Raw genomic sequence first — 16,780 nt, 5'->3', positions numbered from 1 at the left:
GTTATTCTTGAATGTGGGGTGCGTGAATCAGGCGGCGGACTGGCGGCGCGCGAGCAGCCACATGAGCCACGGTGCGCCGAAGAGCGTCGCGACGAGGCCGGCTGGCAGTTCGCGCGGCAACAGCAGCGTGCGCCCGAGCCAGTCCGCAACGACGATCGTGAGTCCGCCGATGGGGGCGGCAAGCAGCAACTGGTCCAGCGGACGCCGCGCGCCCGCCAGACGGGCGAAATGGGGAGCCGTGAGGCCGACGAACGACAGCGGCCCGACGATCAACGTCGCGGCGGCGCTCAGCAGGGCAGTGAGCCCGAGCAAGGCGCCGCGCGCAAGCGGCGTGGACACCCCTAGCGCGCGTGCGCTGGCGTCGCCGAGCGGCAGTATCTGGAGCAGCCGGCCGGTGAGCGGCACAAGCGCGGCGAGCAACAGGCAAAGCACGAGCGCAAACGTCGCGTCGCGAGGCGTGACCGTGTAGGTCGAACCCGCGAGCCAGGCGAGCAGGGTGGCCGCGCGCTCGCCGCCGGAGGCGATCACCACTGCCACCACGGCCTGGAACAACGCGCTGATCGCAATGCCGACCAGCAGCACGCGTTGTGGCGCGAAGCCGGACCGGCGCGCGAACCAGAGAATGGCAAGCAGCGTCGCGAACGCGCCGCCGGTAGTGGCTGCGAGACGCGCGCCGTGCCCGGCGTCGGCCGCGCCGGCTACCAGTGCGATGAAACCGAGCGCGGCGCCGGCAGAAACGCCTAGCACCTCGGGGCTCGCGAGCGGGTTGCCGGTGAGCCGCTGCAAAAGCGTGCCGGCCAGGGCGAGCATGACGCCGGCCGCAAACGCGGCAATCTCGCGCGGTACGCGCCAGATTGCGACACGAGAGAGATCGGCAAGGCTGCTGAACTGCCAGCCGTGTACGCTGCGGCCGAAATCGAGCGCGAGCACGAGCGCGATAGCGGTTACGAACACGAGCAGCGCGAAGCGGCGCGGGATCGAAACGCCGCACGCGATGCGATGCACAGGCGCGGCTGCGGTGTCGAGCCGCTGTGTGCGGCGCATGTGCGCGAGGACAAACAGCATGATGGGCGCGCCGAACAGCGCGCTTGCGGCGCCGGCGGGCACCAGTTCGCCGAGCGCGTTGGCAAGCGGCTGCACGGCTTGATCCGTCAACCACAGCAGCAGCGCGCCGCACAATGGCGCGAGCACGAGACGCTGCGCCATGCGGCGCGCGCCAGCAAGCTGCGCAAGAGCGGGCGCCGCGAGCCCGATGAACCCGATTACGCCTACCGTACTCACCACGGCGGCGCTTAGCATTACGGCGAGCGCAAGCGCGGCGAGCCGCAGACGGCGCAGCGCGAGGCCGAGGCTGCGGGCGTTGGCGTCGTCGAGGCTGAAAAGCTGGAGCGGACGCAGCAGCAGCCACGCGAGCACGCCGCCCGCCGCGAGCCGGGGTGCGAGCGTGGCGACCTCGCTCCAGTCTTGCTGGACGAGCGAGCCGCCGCCCCAGATGAACAGGCCACGCATATAGGGCGTATGAAATAGCTGAAGCGCGACGCCGACCGAGCCGCACCAGAGCGTCACAACGAGACCCGCGACGGCGACCGTCACCGGTGCGAGAGCGCTTCGCCACGCGAGTCCGAATACGACCGCGGCGGCGGCGAGCGCGCCCGCGAGCGCAATGGGCTCGCGCGCGAGTTCGAAAGAGAAGCCGTGGACGGTGAGCGAGGCGGGCGCCCAGAGCGCGGCGAGCGTCAGCGCGAGCTGGGCGCCCGCGGAAATGCCGAGCGTCATCGGCTCGGCGAGTGGATTGCGCAGCACCTGCTGGAAGATCGTCCCGGCGAGGCCGAGCGTGGCGCCCGCGAGCCAGGCGGTGACGATGCGCGGCAACCAGTTGTCGTGCACGATGATCTGCCGGATGTCGTGACTATCGGGCGCGACGAGCGCCGGCCACCACAGCGAGCGCGGCGCGATGGCCGCGAGATTGGCCGCCGATAAACCCGCCGCCGCGATGAACGCGAGTACGAGCGCCGCGGCGACGAACGCGTGAGGCAAGCGCCAGCGCGCGGTGCGCGCCGGCGCGGGGAGCCTCACGTGCGCGCAAGGCTGGGGGAGGCGATCTGGTCTGCTCATCGGTAGGCCATTCCGGTTACAGGAGGCGCGGCGCCCCGGGCCGCGAGCAGCGCCTGCGTGAGGGCATCGCCGAAGCGCCGCGCCGAAGGCAGCATGCCGAAGCCCCAGAAGGGCGGCAGCGCGGCCACGCGGTCGTGCGCGATGGGCGTCAGTGCTCGCCAGAGACGGTTCGACGCGAGCGTGCGCGCAACGTCCGGTGGCAGCGGATCGAAATAGAGCACCCGGGCATCGGGCGTGGCGGCTAGCGCCTCCAGCGGTGCGACGCCGATGCCCCAATAGTCGGTTGGGCCGCGCCACGCGTTGGCGACGCCGAGCGTGTCGAGTACGTCCTGGAACAGGCTGCGTGCGCCGTACACGCCGATATGCCGGGCGTCGAAGAAGCGGATCAGATAGAGAGGCCGCATAGGCGCAACGGCCGACGCGAGGTGCGCACGGTTGATGGCGAGCGCCTGCGCGGTTTGCGCGATGAGGGTCTCCGCGGCTGCCTCGCAGTGGCAGAGCGCGCCCAGTTCCCTCGTGACCGACTCGGCGCGAGCGTAGGGCGCACCCGCATCGGTATAGACGGCGAAGGCGCGCACCGGCGCGATACGCTCCAGCATATCGCGCTGTGACGCCTGGCTCGAATTGATGAGGATGAGATCGGGGGCGAGCTGCGCGAGCCATTCGAGGCTCGGCGCGAGCCGCAGCCCGACGTCCGGCACGCCGGGCGGCACGCGCGGCGTGACCACGTTCGCGTTGTAGTCGCCAATCTCGGCGACGCCGGCAGGAACGACGCCCAGCGCGAGCAGCGTCTCGGCAAGCCCCCAGTCGAGCACGACGACGCGCGGCGCGACTCTCTGCGGTGCGCCGCGCGCCGCGCGCCCGGAGACGGCCGCCGCGCCGGCCGCCAGCGTATGCAGAAACCTTCGCCGTTGCATGTTCATCTCGCCACCGCGATCGCGCTGCCGCCACGCGGGTTCGCCACGATATCCATGGGAACGCCGTAGATCGCTTCGAGCACCTCGCTGTGCATCAGCTCGGCGGGCGTGCCGCACTTGAGCAGCCGTCCGCCGTGCAGCGCGACGAGTTCGTCGCAAAAGCGCGCGGCGAGGTTGATGTCGTGCAGGACGATCACGACGCTCAACCCGTGCGTGTCGGCAAGGCTGCGCAAGAGGCGCAGAACTTCGATCTGGTGCGCGATGTCGAGGGCCGAGGTCGGCTCGTCGAGCAGCAGGCACGAAGCGCCTTGAGCGACGAGCATGGCAAGCCAGACTCGCTGACGTTCGCCGCCCGAGAGGTGGTCGGCGAGTTGCGCGGCGAAACGCGTCGTATCCGTTACGCGCAACGCTTCGTCGATCATGGCCTGGTCCTGCGCGCGAAGGCGGCCTAGCGCGCCGTGCCAGGGATACCGGCCCAGCGCGACGAGTTCGCGTACGGTCATGCCCGTTGCCATCGGCGGATGTTGCGGCAGGTAAGCAACGCGGCGCGCGAATTCGCGGCCGGACCACGCGTCCAGTTCGCGGCCCGCGAAGCGCAGCGCGCCGCGCGAGGGCGCCTGCTGACGCGCGAGCAGCTTGAGGAGCGTGCTCTTGCCCGAGCCGTTGTGGCCAATCAGCGCGATCATGCGGCCAGCCGCAAGCGAAAGCGTGAGCGGCGCGAGCAGCACCCGGCCGTCCGCTTCGAACGACATGCCTTCGATCTCGTACAGCGAGCCGCCGCGTGCATGTTCTCGCGGCGGCTGCGCGGCGGCGACGTCGGGCGCGGGTGTTGCCTGCATCGATCTCATCCCCGGCATTACCAGCGATAGCGCGCGGTCGCGAGCACCTCGACGCCGTCGCCGTAGGTGCAGGTGTTCGCGCTGAAACACGACGCCACGTACTTCCGGTTGAAGAGGTTGGTCCCGTTGAGCGAGAGCAGCCAGTGACGGCCGGTGTCGTAGCGGATGGCGGCGTCGACGAGCGTGACCGAGGGCACGCGGATCGTGTTCGACTCGTCGTAGCTCGAACCGAGATAGCGGATGCCCCCGCCGAAGCCGAGGCCGCGCAGCGACCCGCCATGCAGCGTGTAGTCGATCCATGCGGCCGCGACGTTGCGCGGAATCCCCCAGGTCGTCTTGCCCTGAAGCGGGGTCGTGCCGCCCTCGAAGGTCGTGGCCGAGTCGTTCGAATCCGTCGTGACGCTGCTTAGATAGGTGTACGAAGCGGTGACGTTCAGATTGTCGGAAAGACTCGCCTGGCCCTGAAGTTCGAATCCGCGTGCGCGCACCTGGCCTGCCTGGCTGCTGAAGCCGGGATTATCGAGATCGGCGGTGAGCACGTTGCGCTCGCGCAGGTCGAACACCGCTGCCGTAACGAAGCTGTTGTAGCCGGGAGGCTGGTATTTCACGCCCAGTTCGTACTGCTCAGCCGTGGTCGGCTTCGCGGCCGACCCATCCGCGAGCACGCCCGCCTGCGGGTCGAACGACTTCGCGAAGCTGGCGTAGGGGGCGATGCCGTTGTCGAACAGGTAGACGAGGCCGGTGCGCCACGTGAACGCGCGCTCGGACTGCGACGTGTACGAGGCCGTGAGCGGATTGTTGTCATCGGACGAGGCCCAGTCCTGGCGTACGCCGATCAGGAAGCGCCACTTGTTCCACGCAAGCTGGTCCTGCGCATACACGCCGATCTGACTCATGCGGATGTTGTCGTCGGAGAAGGCATTCGGCATCGCCACGCTCTGGTAGACCGGCGCGAACGGATTGAGCTGCGGCGCGGCGCCGAGGCCCACGCGCTCGCGGTAGAGCACGCGCTGAAAGTCGAAACCAAAGAGCGCCGTGTGGCTGACCGGGCCTGTCGAGAATTTCGCCTGGGCCTGGTTGTCGACGGTGAAGAACTTCGCGCTTTCGTCGTTGAAGAACGCGTAGCGGTTGAGCGTCGTATCCGATTCGTCCGAAAAGCCGTTCGCGAACACGTTCGAGAAGTTGTCGCGCACATAGGTGTAGCGCAGGTTCTGGCGGAAGGTCCACACGTCGCTGAAGCGGTGCTCGAACTGGTAGCCGATCGAAGCCTGCGTTCTGGAGTGCGAATCGAAATTCGGGTCGCCGAGATTCGTGTGCGTCGAGATCCTGCCGTTGGGCGTCTCGAACACGCTTCCCAGTGCCGGCACGAAGTTGTAGTAGCCGACGTCCGGGTCGCGCTGGTATTTCGCGAGCACGGTGAGCGTCGTGTTCGCGTCCGGTTTCCATGTGATGGCGGGGGCGATGTAGACGTGGCTCTGCCTCGCGCCGTCGACCTGGGTCTCGTTGCGGTTCGCGGTTCCGGTTAGTCGGTAGGAGAGCGAACCATCTTCGGTAATCGCGCCGCCAAGATCGAAACCGCCCTCCACGCGATTGTGGCTGCCCGTGGTGAAGAACACCTCGTGGACGGGCGTAGTGGTCGGCTGCTTGCTCACCAGGTTCGCGACGCCGCCCGGGTTCGCCTGCCCGTAGAGCACCGAGGCCGGTCCGTGCAGCACGTCGATGCGCTCGAGCCCGTAAGGGTCGAAGGCAGGGATCGCATAGCCGAAACTGGTATCGCTCGGCAGGCGCGCACCGTCGAGGAACTGCTCGAGGTAGAAGCCGCGGCTCAAGAGATAGGGCGCACCGGCCGCCGACGCACCCCGGATTTCGGACGTCACGCTCGCCGTGTAGCGCAGCGCCTCGGTCACGCTCTGGACGTTCTGGTCGGTCATCTGGTCGCGTGTGACGACGGAAACCGACTGAGGCGTTTCGATGAGCGACGTGTCCGTTTTAGTGGCAGTAACGGCAGTAATCGGCACATAACCGTCAGCGCTGCCTGTCGTGGTCCGTTCGCGCCGGCTGTTCACCTGGACGGCAGGAAGCTGCGCGCCCGTATCCGTTGCCGCGTCGTTCGCGCCTTGCGCGCTCTCGTTGGCTGTCTGCGCCAGCGCGGCGCCCCCGCCCCCGAGCAGATAAAGCAGCAACGCAATGGCAGTCGTGCTGCCTACCCCGGTCTTCATGTGGATATCTCCATCGAGTGCAAATAATAATACAAGTCGAAATGATTCTCGTTAACTATTGAAATGCGATGCGAAGGACTCTTGGTGGTCCTTGGTGCATTTGCAGGCGAAGGGGACATTAAACAGAAGACGGCTGGGCCGCTCAGGCGCTACTATAACTGCGGTGTTGCGGCGCAGTCCGGACAACTTTGGCATTAAACCGGCCAATAATGGCAACTTCAAAGCGAAATTAAACGCAAGGCATTTGATCCAGTCATGAGTGCGCCCAAACTCCAGACCTTCGGGGTGCTCCCTGTGGAGCGCGAGGTGATCGCCCAGTCCATCGATTACGACGACGGCACCCACGAAATCGCGCATGTTCATCACCGCTCGCAACTCGTCTACGCCACGACCGGCATCGTGCGCGCGGTCACGCCGCTTGGCCTCTGGATGCTGACGCCCGGTCATGCGCTGCTGATCGGCTCGCAGGTCGAGCACGAACTGCACATGGTCGGCAAGGTCTCGATGCGCACGCTCTATATCGAACCCGGTGCGCTGCCCGCAAGCGGCGCCGAATGCCAGATGCTGACGGTTGACGCGCTGCTGCGCGCGTCGATTCTCGGCATGTTCGATCCGGCGCTGGATGAAGATGTGAAGACGGGCTGCGCGGCGACGGATACACGCGAAGCGCTGCTGGTGCCGCTGATCCTGCGGCTTCTGGCGCTTGCCTGCGCACGCGCGCCTGACAGGCGGCTGCCGCTGCCGGGCAATACGCGTCTGCGCCAGATCTGCGAGCGCCTGATCGCGCAACCGGCGAGCAACGACACGCTCGATGACTGGGCGGACGAAGTCGGTGCGAGCGCCCGCACGGTCGCACGGCTCTTTCGCCAGGAAACGGGTATGACGTTTGGTCAGTGGCGCGAGCAGTTACGCCTTGCCGAGGCGATGTCGAAGCTCGCAGTCGGGCATCCCCTGGCGCGAATCGCACAGGACCTGGGTTACGCGGATGTGCGCACGTTCTCCGCGATGTTCCGGCGCGCGTTTGGAAGCACGCCTCAGCAGTTCCGGCAACGCGTTGGTCAGGCCGACTGAGGTCGGCGGGCCAACGCCTGGGCGAGCAACCGCTAACGGCAATTCCATGGGCCCTGCGAAAGCTGATGCAGCGCGAGATGCTGCACCAGCATGATGGTCTTGCCATCGACGATCTCTGCGCGTTCGATGGCCGCCAGTGCCTCGCGCAACGGCATTTCAATCACTTCGAGATCCTCACCTTCCGCCGCGATGCCGCCGCCTTTACCGATGCGCGTGGAGGAGTCGTATTCGCCCAGATAGAAGTAGAGCTTTTCGGTCACCGATCCGGGACTCATGAACGCCTCGAACACCTTGCGCAGATTGCGCACACGGTAGCCCGTCTCCTCTTCGGCCTCCGCGCGGATTCGCTCCTCGGGCGAGGCATGGTCGAGCAGACCGGCGGCCGCCTCGATCATCATGCCGTCGTGCCCATTGACGAAGGCGGGCATGCGGAACTGGCGCGTGAGCACGATGTTGCCGGTGGCAGGATTGTGCAGAAGGATAGTCGCGCCGTTGCCGCGATCGTAGGTTTCGCGGCTCTGGCGTTGCCACGTGCCGTTGCTGCGCAGGAAGTCGAAAGTCACCTTGCGCAGCACATACCAGTCGTCGGACAGCACAGTGGTGTCGATCAATCGCACGCGGTCTTTCGTTTCAGTCATCTCGTTCCCCCGAGGTCAGGATTCGCCGTTCATGGTATCGTGCAGTTTCGTGCAAAATCAAGAAAATTCGTGCAACCTGATTCGGGCCACTCCCATGCTTACCGATCAACGAAAGAAAGCAATACTCGAAGCCCTCAAGCGCGAAGGTCAGGTGCTCGCGGGCGAACTGAGCGCGAAGTTCGGCGTTTCAGAGGACACGGTGCGGCGCGACCTGCGCGAGCTGGCGGCCGAAGGCCTCTTGCAGCGCGTGCACGGCGGCGCGCTGCCGGCTTCGCCCGCGGTGGCGCCCATCGCCGAGCGGCGCGGCATGGAGGTGGCGGCAAAGCGGCGCATTGCCCAAAGGGCCGCGGCGATGATCGCGCCGGGCCAGGTTGCGATTGTCGATGGCGGGACGACCTCGGCGCTTTTAGTCGAGTGCCTGCCGCGCGACCTGCGGGCGACCATCGTCACGCATAGTCCCGGTGTCGCGGTAGCGCTCGCGGAGCATCCCGCCATTGAAGTCGTGCTGATCGGCGGGAAGCTGTACAAGCATTCGGTGGTCACGGTGGGCGCGGCGGCCGTGGAGGCGATCGCGCATATCCACGCGGACCTGTATTTCATGGGCGTGACGGGCGTTCATGCGATAGCGGGACTTAGCACGGGGGACTTCGAGGAGTCCTATGTAAAACGCGCACTGGCGGCACGCGCCGCGGAAACGGTCGTACTGGCTTCGGCAGCCAAGCTCAACGCCGCTTCGCCATACTGCATCGGTCCGATCGGCATGGCGCAGACTATCGTCGTCGAGCGTTCGACGGAGGCGAAGCTCACCCGTCCGATCGAGGCGGCCGGTGTGACGGTGGTGCGCGCCTGAGTCGATGGGCGCGCCGTTACGCTAGGCGTGCAGCACCAGCTTCTGCACGCGCCAGTTCAGCAGTTCGGCGACGAACAGCACGTTTTTCGCGGGGCACGCCATTTCGTGGATCCAGCCGAACTGTTTCAACTGTTTGCCCGATTCGCCCAGCACGCCGAGCAACTCGCCCGCGAGGCTCAGCTTGTAGATGCGTCCAGGGTAAGCATCGGCACTGTACAGCACCTGATCCGGACCGGGCGAGATGCAGATTGCCCAGGGAGAGCCCGGCGCGAACGTGCCCTCGGCGATCGTCGCTTCGTCCGGCACGTGGCCGATTGCGGGCCGCGCGCCAGCGGGCACGGGAACGTCGATCGTGAATTGCTTGAGAAACTTGCCATCGGTGTCGAACACCTGGATACGTCGATTGCTTCGGTCTGCGACATAAATGCGATCCTGCGCGTCGACCGCAATGCTGTGCGGCGTATGAAACTGTCCAGGCGCTGTGCCGCGATCGCCCCATGACTTGAGCCAGTTTCCGTCCCGGTCGACCTTCGCCACGCGCGAGTTGATATAGCCGTCGCTGATGTACGTATTGCCGGCGGCGTCCCAGGCGACGTCGGTGACCTGGCGAAAGCGTCCGGGCTCGGCCGGCAAGGGTGGGTTGGGGTGCTTGAGCGGTCCGGTCTGCTCGTCCGCTGCTTCCTGCTTGCGGCCGAACACCATTGCCACGCGGCCATCCGGTGTGAACTTGATGACCATGTCCGAACCCTTGTCCGTCACCCAGATGTTGTCCTGCCGATCGATCTTCACGGTGTGCGCGAACGACCATGCATACAGGTTGTGGCCGATTTCCCTGACGAACCGGCCATCGGCGGAAAACTCCAGCAATTGCGCGGCGGCGGCGCCATAAGCCGGCCCCGTGCTATTGCCACGCGATAGCACGAAAATATGGCCGTGTGAATTTACTGCGACGCCGGAGCATTCTCCGAAATACATATCCACGGGCAGCACAACGGGATTGGGAACGGAATCGTAAGCGATGGACGGAACCGTTTGCGTCTGGCCGAACACCGGCGCGGCGGCGAGGGCGGCGGTAGCCGCGAGAAACTGGCGACGCGTGAATGCGCCCTGCAAGAGGCCGCCACAGCACGGGCAGCCAATGGAATGAAGCGGGCTCATAGAACCTTCCTCCTTTTCATCGAAGCATCGAGGCATCGAAGACGGTGCCGGGTGGTGTGCATTGCAATCGTCGTGGCGCATCGACCGGGCCGCCGCCAATGTGCCCATAGGGTGAAGTGAAAGGTCACCCCAAAGATTTCGTAATGCTTGACGATAGTGTAGTAAAGCAGTGGGCCACAAAACGAACAAGAACGCATCGAGCCAAGACACGCTATCGTCGTTGAATGCTGCCACAACCCTCGCGCTCACGCCTCTCGCGAGCAGCGACAATCGCGACGCCATATCGCCCGGAATGATGGGCAATTATGCTGCGCAGCGCGTCGAACTGAGGGGCGCTGAAGTCAGCGGATCGAGGCCGCCAGCAGCAACTCGCGACGCTGCGCGATCTTGCGCGCCCAATCGTCGATCATTGCCGCGAAACGCTCGCCTTCAAAATCTTCGAGCAGGCGTTCGCCCACGGCGTTCAGTGCGGTGAGCGTGTAGCTCACGCATACCTCGGTGCGTGTCTCGTCGAGCGCGGCGCAATGCACGTCTACGATGCTCGTGCGAGAGGCCGGCGTGCAACGCACATATCGAGACCGATGCGCCTGGCGGTCGAAGTCGGTCAAGGTCCAGATGGTCAACTCGTCACCTTGGCCCGTGAGGAACACCATCCCCGCCTCGGTACGGCCATCGAGAGGGTGCACGTAGGTCGGCTTCCAGCCGTCGACCCATAGTTCCTCGCCGGCCGGTGTAAAGAAAAGGAAGGCTTGTTCGACTGGAGCGTCGACGGCGATCCGGTGGCTGGCGTGCAATCGGCGCGGCATGAGTGAACTCCCGTTTGGCAATCGAGAAAGCGGTTGGGCTCCGATGTCGGGAATTTTCAGGCTGAGCCGGTGATTTTCACAGAGCAAAACACAAAGCGAAAAACCGGTTTTGGTTTCGATTTTCAGGTGCAGTCCGGCTTTGACCGAAACTTCTCAAATCGACGCGAAAGCCGGGCTCTACGGATAGCGTTGCCGGAGGATGGCGTCACGCCCGGCTCGCCTGTGATCGCGGGGTCACGTCGCTCCGCGCATCAGGCCGCTCGCGACAACGGGTCCGGTTGGCTGCCCTGTTGGCGAGCCACCCGGTGGCTCGATCGACACGGCCAGCGCGGCGCGCGAGTCGAGCGCGCCGACGATGCTCGCGGGCAGCGTCACACGAACGGGTGCATCGGAACGGAATACGCCCAACGCGACCGGCTTCGCCCCGGGCGGGATGAGCCAGAGTTCAGTCGCGCGGCCGGCGGGGACCGCAGTCCTGGTAGCGGGCACGACGATCATCTCGCGGCGCCGCACGTCCACTGTCGCCGTCCAGTGCGCAACGCCGTCGGGAGGCGCAAGCGTTGCGACCAGGTAGGGATTGGCCGGTGCGACAGCGACGCTCTCCTGACGTGCCGCCTCGCGTTGCAGCAAAACATCGACAGCGACGAGTGCAATCGCCGCTACGCTTGCGCCGATGCCCACCCCGCGCCAGAAACTCAGGCTGTTCCACCAGCCCTTTGCGGAAGCCGCCTTGACCGGCGCGCGCTGCACGGACCCGAAGCCTAATTCCAGCTCGATACGCGTCCAGACTCTCGCCGGCGCATCCATCGGGCTCAAGTCCTCCGCGAGCGGCCCAAGCCGCTGCTGCCAGCGCGCGAGCGTGGCGGCGATCGCAGGGTCGGCCTGGGCGGCACGTTCGAACCCGCTGCGCTCCTGCGCGTCGAGAACGCCCAACGCGTATTCCGCGCAGCGCAGTTCGGAATCCTCTTCATTTGGCATGTTCATTGTTCCAGGCAGGCCCGGAGTTGCAGGAGACTGCGCCGGACCCAGCTTTTCAGTGTGCCCAGCGGCACGCTCAGATGCGCGGCCAGTTCACTGTAGGTGGCGCCCGTGAAGAACGCCTCGCGGACCACGCCGCGCTGCTGCGCGCCGAGCTGCTCCATGCAGCGCTCGAGGCGAACGCGCTCCTCGCTCGCTTCCGCGAGCGCCGCCGGCGTGGGATCGTTGTCGCGAAGCGTCTGCTCCGTTTCGTCGTCGAGCGCCTCGTCGCGGTGCTGTCGCAGGCGATCGATCGTACGATTGCGCGCGAGCGTCACGAGCCAGGTCATCGCGCTGCCGCGGGCGGGATCGAATAGACCGGCGCGCCGCCAGGCCGTCGTGAAAACGTCCTGAAGCAGGTCCTCGGCTTCGCCGCGATCGCGAACCATCCGTACGATGACTCCAAATACGCGGCTCGATGCGAGACGATATAACTCTGCGAATGCGGTCTGGTCCCCGCGCGCCGTCGCTTCGAGCAACTGGTCCAATTGCGCCCGGCGGGCGTCTTCAAGGCCCCCGTCCTTCGCGCCGCTTGAGCCGGGCGGCGAGGCGTCCTGGTTGTCTGCGTTACGAGAAGTGTTGTTCATGCGCGGATGGAAGTGGGCGTCGCTGGTACGGACTGGGCTCGCGCGATCAGGTATCGCATGGCGAAGCCGGAGTGCCGCACGTCGTGTGCCTGGCGCGAGCTGGATGAGTTTCATCGGAAGAGCGTCACGTTCGCCGCCTGAAGCAGCAGGACGATGTTCAGTGCAAGCACGACCGCAGTGCACAGCACCGCAAGCAGGATAGTGGGCGGCCGGTTGCGAAACGGCCCCATCACAGCGCCGCGCGATGTGAACCAGACCAGCGCGATCATGGGAAGCGGCAGCGCGAGACTCAATACGACCTGGCTCATCACGAGCGTGCGCATCGTGTCGACACCCATCATCGCAAAGCCGAACGCAGGCGCCATGGTGACGAGCCGCCGCACGGCGACCGGAATGCGCCAGCCCAGGAAACCCTGCATGATCATTTGTCCGGCCATGGTGCCGACCACGGAACTCGACACGCCCGAGGCCAGCAGCGCCGTGAGAAAAAGACCGGCTGCGGCGCTGCCGAGCAAGGGGGTGAGCGCTTGCCACGCACTGTCGATCGAGGCGATGGTCGCATGACCCCGGTGGAAGGCGCCCGATGCCATGACGACCATGGCGATGTTGACGGCTCCCGCGAGCCCGAGCGCGGCGATCACTTCGAGGTTCGAGAATGCCAGCAGTTTGCGGCGCTCGCGCTGCGTGCTGGCCGCCACACGACCGGGCATCAGGCCTGAGTGCAGAAAAAGCGCGTGGGGCATCACGGTCGCGCCGACGATACCTACGGCGAGCGTGAGCGCGTTCGCGTCGGGAAGCGCCGGCGTGACGCTGTGGAGTGCGACGGCGCGCCATGAAACCGGCGTCACCACGAGTTCGGCAAACCAGGCGAAACCCATGATGCCGACCAGCGCCGCGATGAAGCATTCGAGCGGCCGGAAACCGCGCGTTTCGAGTTGCAGCAGGCCCCATGTGACGACGCCCGTGACGACCATGGCGGGCGCGAGGCCGATATGGAACAGCAGCGAAACGCCGAGCGCACCGCCGGTGAACTCGGCCAGATCGGTCGCCATCGCCGCGGCTTCGCTGACGGCCCACATCGCGAATACACATCGACGGGGCAACGACACGCGGCACAGTTCGGCGAGGTTGCGGCCTGTCACGATGCCGAGCTTCGCCGAGAGCGACTGGAACAGCATGGCCGCGACGTTCGCCACGACAACGACCCACAGCAGCGAATAGCCATAACCCGCGCCAGCCTGAATATTGGTCGCGAAGTTTCCCGGGTCCATATAGGCGATGGATGCCACGACGGCGGGGCCGGCGAACGCGAGCATCGCGCGCGGGCCGCGCCGTGTCCCGGCGAGCGCCGCGCGCATCGTTTCGCGCGCCTGTTCCGAGAGCGAGGGAGAAACGAATGTTACGGGGGCCGGCCTGTTCATCGAAACTCCCTTGCGCGCGTGCGCAACGATAGTCGGTGCATGGGGTGGCAACAGGTATAGCCTCGCTGGACCATTGATCCCACCGTTGCCGGCGTGCCGTCCGGTCACTGCGAATGCACCCGAAGGCCGTTCACGCACTCATGTTGAGGCTGCCGTTCACCCCGTTGGGAAAGAAGCCGCCCTTCGTTGCCGCAGTGCTGGTGAGATAGACGATGTTCAGGACGTTCGCGTAGTTGCGGCTGAAAGCGATGCCGTTTCCATCGAGCGGCACGATGTTCGACGTGCCCGCGCTCGCGCCGGTAATGCCCTGGTCGTCGTGGCCGTTGTTGTCGAGACTGTCGCGCGCGGCGGAGATCGCGTTCGCCGCCGTAACAAGGCTCGTCATGTCCACGCCGCGAGCATAGAGCGTCGTGCGCACGAGACCGGCGTGGTAGGCCTCCGCCGCGAGAATGCCGGCTGCCGCTTCGAGAAAGGTCTTGTTGCTGATAAGCGGCGACGCGCCCTTGTACGCCGTGACGCCCACGTCCTCGAAGATGAAGGCGCCCAGCAGAAAGTTGTCGTCGTTCGCATAGGGATTGAACGGCGCGCCGGCGCCGACCAGACCGGCCGCGCGGGCCGCGTTCGAGAACGCGCCATTCGGATTGGTCCCGCCGATGTCGATCGCTGGCTGCGCGACGGCGGCCGAACCCAGCGCCGTGCGCAGGAATGTCACGTGTTCGCGCTCGTCGTTTGCGATCTCGTTGGCGTAGGCCTTGACGACGGGGTCCTGGAAGGGCACCTGCTGACCCGGGACCACCGCGCCCGCCGTACCGGCGCCCGTGGTCATCGAAGCGGGCAGTCCCGCGCCGGTGGTCGCATAGGTGTAGAACTGCGCTTCCAGATATTCCAGGTTGAGCGCGAAGTTGAGTATCTCCGCGTCGGTTGGAGCCGCGGCACCGCTGGCGTTCGCGCTATTCCCCGAGCCGCCCCCGCACGCACTGATCAAGGTGCCCGCGGTCATGCCGAGACCCAGCCCGCCCGCATTGCGAAAGAATTGCCGACGGCTGTTGCGGCGCTGCACGCGGCGATCGAAGACATCCAGGATTGCGCTCGAATCAGACATGGTGATTCTCCAGTCGATGTGTCATACGTTGGCCGCGCGCGTCCGGGCGAACGAGGGCGATACCGTGCCCTCGCGAAACCCGGGTGGATCGCGGAGTCGGAAGAAGACGGGGGATCGATGGCGCGCGTCGTTTGTGGTGAGACGAACGTCCGGGATGATGTCTTCAGATGCTGGTACGCATGCGCGTGGCATCTGGATGCAAAGGCGCGCAACTTATTTCGGGCGTCACGGTAGTGCACGCCTGCGGTAAGCCATGCAATATTTTTTGTGGGCCGCGCATCCAGTTCGGATCGCTAACCGTATAGCACTGCGCGCGCCGTTCAAATCAAATGCGCGCGGTCAGGACTTTCTTCGGGAGGATTTCCTCCGATCATTTTCTCCGTGCCACGGAGTTGCATCCGCACGGTATTGACAGGAGCCGGTCATGAAATTGAACGCGCGACGTGCCGTGTGTGCGTCTTTTCTATTGATTTTCGCGGGCGTGTCTCACGCCCAGCCGGCGACTACGCCGGCAGACATAGCGATGTCGGCGGACGCAATGCAGGCGCCGGCCGGTGCGGCGAAGTCGGACCGTGCGCTTTCGCGAGCGGTGCGGCGGGCACTGTCGCGGGCGCAGGGACTCGATGTCTCCGGGGTTTTCGTGCGCTCACGCGACGGCGCGGTGACACTGAGCGGCACGGTGCGCAACGGCGACCAGATCCGGCAGGCGGAAGAAGTCGCGCGCTCGGTGCAGGGCGTGAATTCGGTATCGAACAGGCTGACGCTTTTTCACGGCGGCAACGGCTGATGGAGTCCCGCTCAGTACCGCTTTTTCGGCGGCATCGACCGTCTGATCTGCTTGCGCAGGCGTGCTACTGCAGCAGCCTTCTTGCGCTTGCGTTCCGTGGTGGGTTTTTCATAGGCTGTCCGTGCGCGAAGCTCCGGAATCAGGCCGTTGCGCTCGATTGCGCGGCGGAAACGACGTAATGCAACGTCTACGGGCTCGTCGGGTTTCAGAAATACGGTAGTCACTTTTTTCTCCTGATTGAGATCCGGCAGCAGCGGCGAATGGGGATGTGGATGTGAACGCAGCGTCATGGCGCAGGTAAGAGGCGCAGCCGACGGCCGCGTGCCGCACCATCAACGACGGCGAAATGCGGGTCTTTGCGTTGCGCCGCCGCTGCGTTCATCCTTATGGCGGAAATTGATTCGTCCTTTCGTCAGGTCGTACACCGACAGTTCCAGCGTGACCCGATCCCCGGCAAGGATGCGAATGTGATTCTTGCGAATCCGACCGGACGCGTACGCCCCAATCACCACACCATTGTCGAGCGTGACGCGGTAGCGGCTGTCGGGCAGCACTTCGTCAACGATACCGTCGAGTTCCAGCAGTTCTTCTTTGGCCATTCAAGGTTCCTGATCGAGGGGCGGGACATGGGCACGGATGCCGCGTTGAGAAAGGAGTCGCGAGCGCTGCCCGGCACGGGCTAGCGCGGTGGCGGGAAGCCTGAATTTGCAGCGCGGCTCTTGCGTCGCGGAAGTTACGGACACTGCCCTGTCCGGGGGCAGAATCGGGTACGCGATGGGGATTGGTCGGACGTGACGGCTCGCACTACGGGTTCGATGCGAGTCGGGGCGTGCAATCCAGCAAGCAGTTTTATGCTGCGTTCGCTGGACTATCCATCAAAGGAAGATTCGCGGCGAATCAGCACGCGCCTTTTCGGTGCGTGCGAAACGAACTATCCCTGTATTGTAACCGAAGGCAGGCATCTTTACCGCCACTATCGGCAGGGCCAGAAGGAAGAGGGGTTGTCAGCCGCGCGTGTCGACCCAGTTGCGTGCCCACTGGCTCGAGTGCTGCAAGGCCTGCGCTTCACTCTTGAAGTAATCGAGCGAATAGAACCAGTAGCGGCCTTCCGGTCGCGAGCTATCGATGCGTTCGAGCAGCAGGTTGGATGAAAAGCTACCGTCGGGCAAACGATGCGCCGAGGGCTGGACGGCATAGCCGTTGTATTGTTGAACTTGTTTGTTTTGCATTTTAATTTTAATGATGTTTGCATG

Annotated in this window: 17 protein-coding genes; 3 read left to right on the top strand and 14 right to left on the bottom strand. The window is 65.3% G+C overall.

The genetic code is table 11. From position 1 onward, the window contains the following. Positions 1–27: 27 nt before the first annotated feature. Genes fhuB through U5768_RS05405 form a run of 4 tightly spaced genes read right to left on the bottom strand, consistent with a single transcriptional unit; the run spans position 28 to position 6,090 of the window. Positions 28–2,115 carry a Fe(3+)-hydroxamate ABC transporter permease FhuB gene (gene fhuB / locus U5768_RS05420; RefSeq protein ID WP_322029348.1) on the bottom strand — a complete coding sequence of 696 codons (2,088 nt, stop codon included), beginning with the start codon at positions 2,113–2,115 and terminating at the stop codon, positions 28–30. Continuing rightward, positions 2,112–3,032 (bottom strand): ABC transporter substrate-binding protein, encoded by a 921-nt coding sequence (locus U5768_RS05415; protein ID WP_322029347.1) that lies wholly within the window; start codon positions 3,030–3,032, stop codon positions 2,112–2,114. Before U5768_RS05415 ends, fhuB begins: the two co-directional genes overlap by 4 nt. Before the next feature lie 2 nt (positions 3,033–3,034). Beyond that, on the bottom strand, positions 3,035–3,871 hold the full coding sequence (locus U5768_RS05410) for an ABC transporter ATP-binding protein (protein ID WP_322029346.1): 837 nt from the start codon (positions 3,869–3,871) through the stop codon (positions 3,035–3,037). A 17-nt stretch (positions 3,872–3,888) separates the two neighbouring features. Then, positions 3,889–6,090, bottom strand: coding sequence for a TonB-dependent siderophore receptor (locus U5768_RS05405; RefSeq protein WP_322029345.1), 2,202 nt, complete (start codon positions 6,088–6,090; stop codon positions 3,889–3,891). Positions 6,091–6,345: 255 nt separating this feature from the next. Here U5768_RS05405 and U5768_RS05400 point away from each other — a divergent pair, with 255 nt between their 5' ends. Further along, entirely contained in the window at positions 6,346–7,161 is an 816-nt protein-coding gene (locus U5768_RS05400; protein ID WP_322029344.1) for a helix-turn-helix transcriptional regulator, read from the top strand. A gap of 32 nt (positions 7,162–7,193) precedes the next feature. Here U5768_RS05400 and U5768_RS05395 read toward each other — a convergent pair whose 3' ends face one another. Then, a complete protein-coding gene (locus U5768_RS05395) occupies positions 7,194–7,799 on the bottom strand; it encodes an NUDIX domain-containing protein (RefSeq protein ID WP_322029343.1) in 606 nt (201 codons plus the stop codon). Between the two features lie 31 nt (positions 7,800–7,830). On the opposite strand from U5768_RS05395, the gene U5768_RS05390 reads away from it, so the two are divergent. Next, positions 7,831–8,649 (top strand): DeoR/GlpR family DNA-binding transcription regulator, encoded by an 819-nt coding sequence (locus tag U5768_RS05390; protein WP_322029342.1) that lies wholly within the window; start codon positions 7,831–7,833, stop codon positions 8,647–8,649. A 21-nt stretch (positions 8,650–8,670) separates the two neighbouring features. Here the strand turns inward: U5768_RS05390 and U5768_RS05385 are convergent, their stop codons facing one another. The 6 genes from U5768_RS05385 to U5768_RS05360 all read right to left on the bottom strand — a co-directional run bounded on the left by U5768_RS05385 (position 8,671) and on the right by U5768_RS05360 (position 14,740). Continuing rightward, entirely contained in the window at positions 8,671–9,807 is a 1,137-nt protein-coding gene (locus U5768_RS05385) for a peptidyl-alpha-hydroxyglycine alpha-amidating lyase family protein (protein ID WP_322029341.1), read from the bottom strand. A 341-nt stretch (positions 9,808–10,148) separates the two neighbouring features. Continuing rightward, positions 10,149–10,613 carry an SRPBCC family protein gene (locus tag U5768_RS05380; RefSeq protein ID WP_322029340.1) on the bottom strand — a complete coding sequence of 155 codons (465 nt, stop codon included), beginning with the start codon at positions 10,611–10,613 and terminating at the stop codon, positions 10,149–10,151. Between the two features lie 234 nt (positions 10,614–10,847). Continuing rightward, positions 10,848–11,597, bottom strand: coding sequence for an anti-sigma factor domain-containing protein (locus tag U5768_RS05375; RefSeq protein ID WP_322029339.1), 750 nt, complete (start codon positions 11,595–11,597; stop codon positions 10,848–10,850). Continuing rightward, entirely contained in the window at positions 11,594–12,217 is a 624-nt protein-coding gene (locus U5768_RS05370; protein ID WP_322029338.1) for a sigma-70 family RNA polymerase sigma factor, read from the bottom strand. The genes U5768_RS05375 and U5768_RS05370 overlap by 4 nt, the downstream gene beginning before the upstream one ends. A 110-nt stretch (positions 12,218–12,327) precedes the next feature. After that, a complete protein-coding gene (locus U5768_RS05365) occupies positions 12,328–13,638 on the bottom strand; it encodes an Nramp family divalent metal transporter (protein WP_322029337.1) in 1,311 nt (436 codons plus the stop codon). A 130-nt stretch (positions 13,639–13,768) separates the two neighbouring features. Then, entirely contained in the window at positions 13,769–14,740 is a 972-nt protein-coding gene (locus U5768_RS05360) for a ferritin-like domain-containing protein (protein ID WP_322029336.1), read from the bottom strand. Between the two features lie 424 nt (positions 14,741–15,164). On the opposite strand from U5768_RS05360, the gene U5768_RS05355 reads away from it, so the two are divergent. Further along, entirely contained in the window at positions 15,165–15,527 is a 363-nt protein-coding gene (locus tag U5768_RS05355) for a BON domain-containing protein (RefSeq protein WP_322029335.1), read from the top strand. An 11-nt stretch (positions 15,528–15,538) separates the two neighbouring features. Here the strand turns inward: U5768_RS05355 and rpsU are convergent, their stop codons facing one another. The 3 genes from rpsU to U5768_RS05340 all read right to left on the bottom strand — a co-directional run bounded on the left by rpsU (position 15,539) and on the right by U5768_RS05340 (position 16,756). Further along, positions 15,539–15,751, bottom strand: a complete 213-nt coding sequence (gene rpsU / locus U5768_RS05350) for a 30S ribosomal protein S21 (RefSeq protein WP_322029334.1) — start codon at positions 15,749–15,751, stop codon at positions 15,539–15,541. A gap of 108 nt (positions 15,752–15,859) precedes the next feature. Continuing rightward, entirely contained in the window at positions 15,860–16,126 is a 267-nt protein-coding gene (gene infA, locus U5768_RS05345) for a translation initiation factor IF-1 (RefSeq protein WP_322029333.1), read from the bottom strand. Positions 16,127–16,531: 405 nt separating this feature from the next. Continuing rightward, a complete protein-coding gene (locus U5768_RS05340; protein ID WP_322029332.1) occupies positions 16,532–16,756 on the bottom strand; it encodes a hypothetical protein in 225 nt (74 codons plus the stop codon). Positions 16,757–16,780: the final 24 nt, after the last annotated feature.

The organism is Paraburkholderia sp. J76 (assembly GCF_905220295.1).
Lineage (GTDB): Bacteria > Pseudomonadota > Gammaproteobacteria > Burkholderiales > Burkholderiaceae > Paraburkholderia.
The sequence above is the reverse complement of the archived record's forward strand: the minus strand, read 5'-3'. Positions and strand labels throughout refer to the sequence as shown.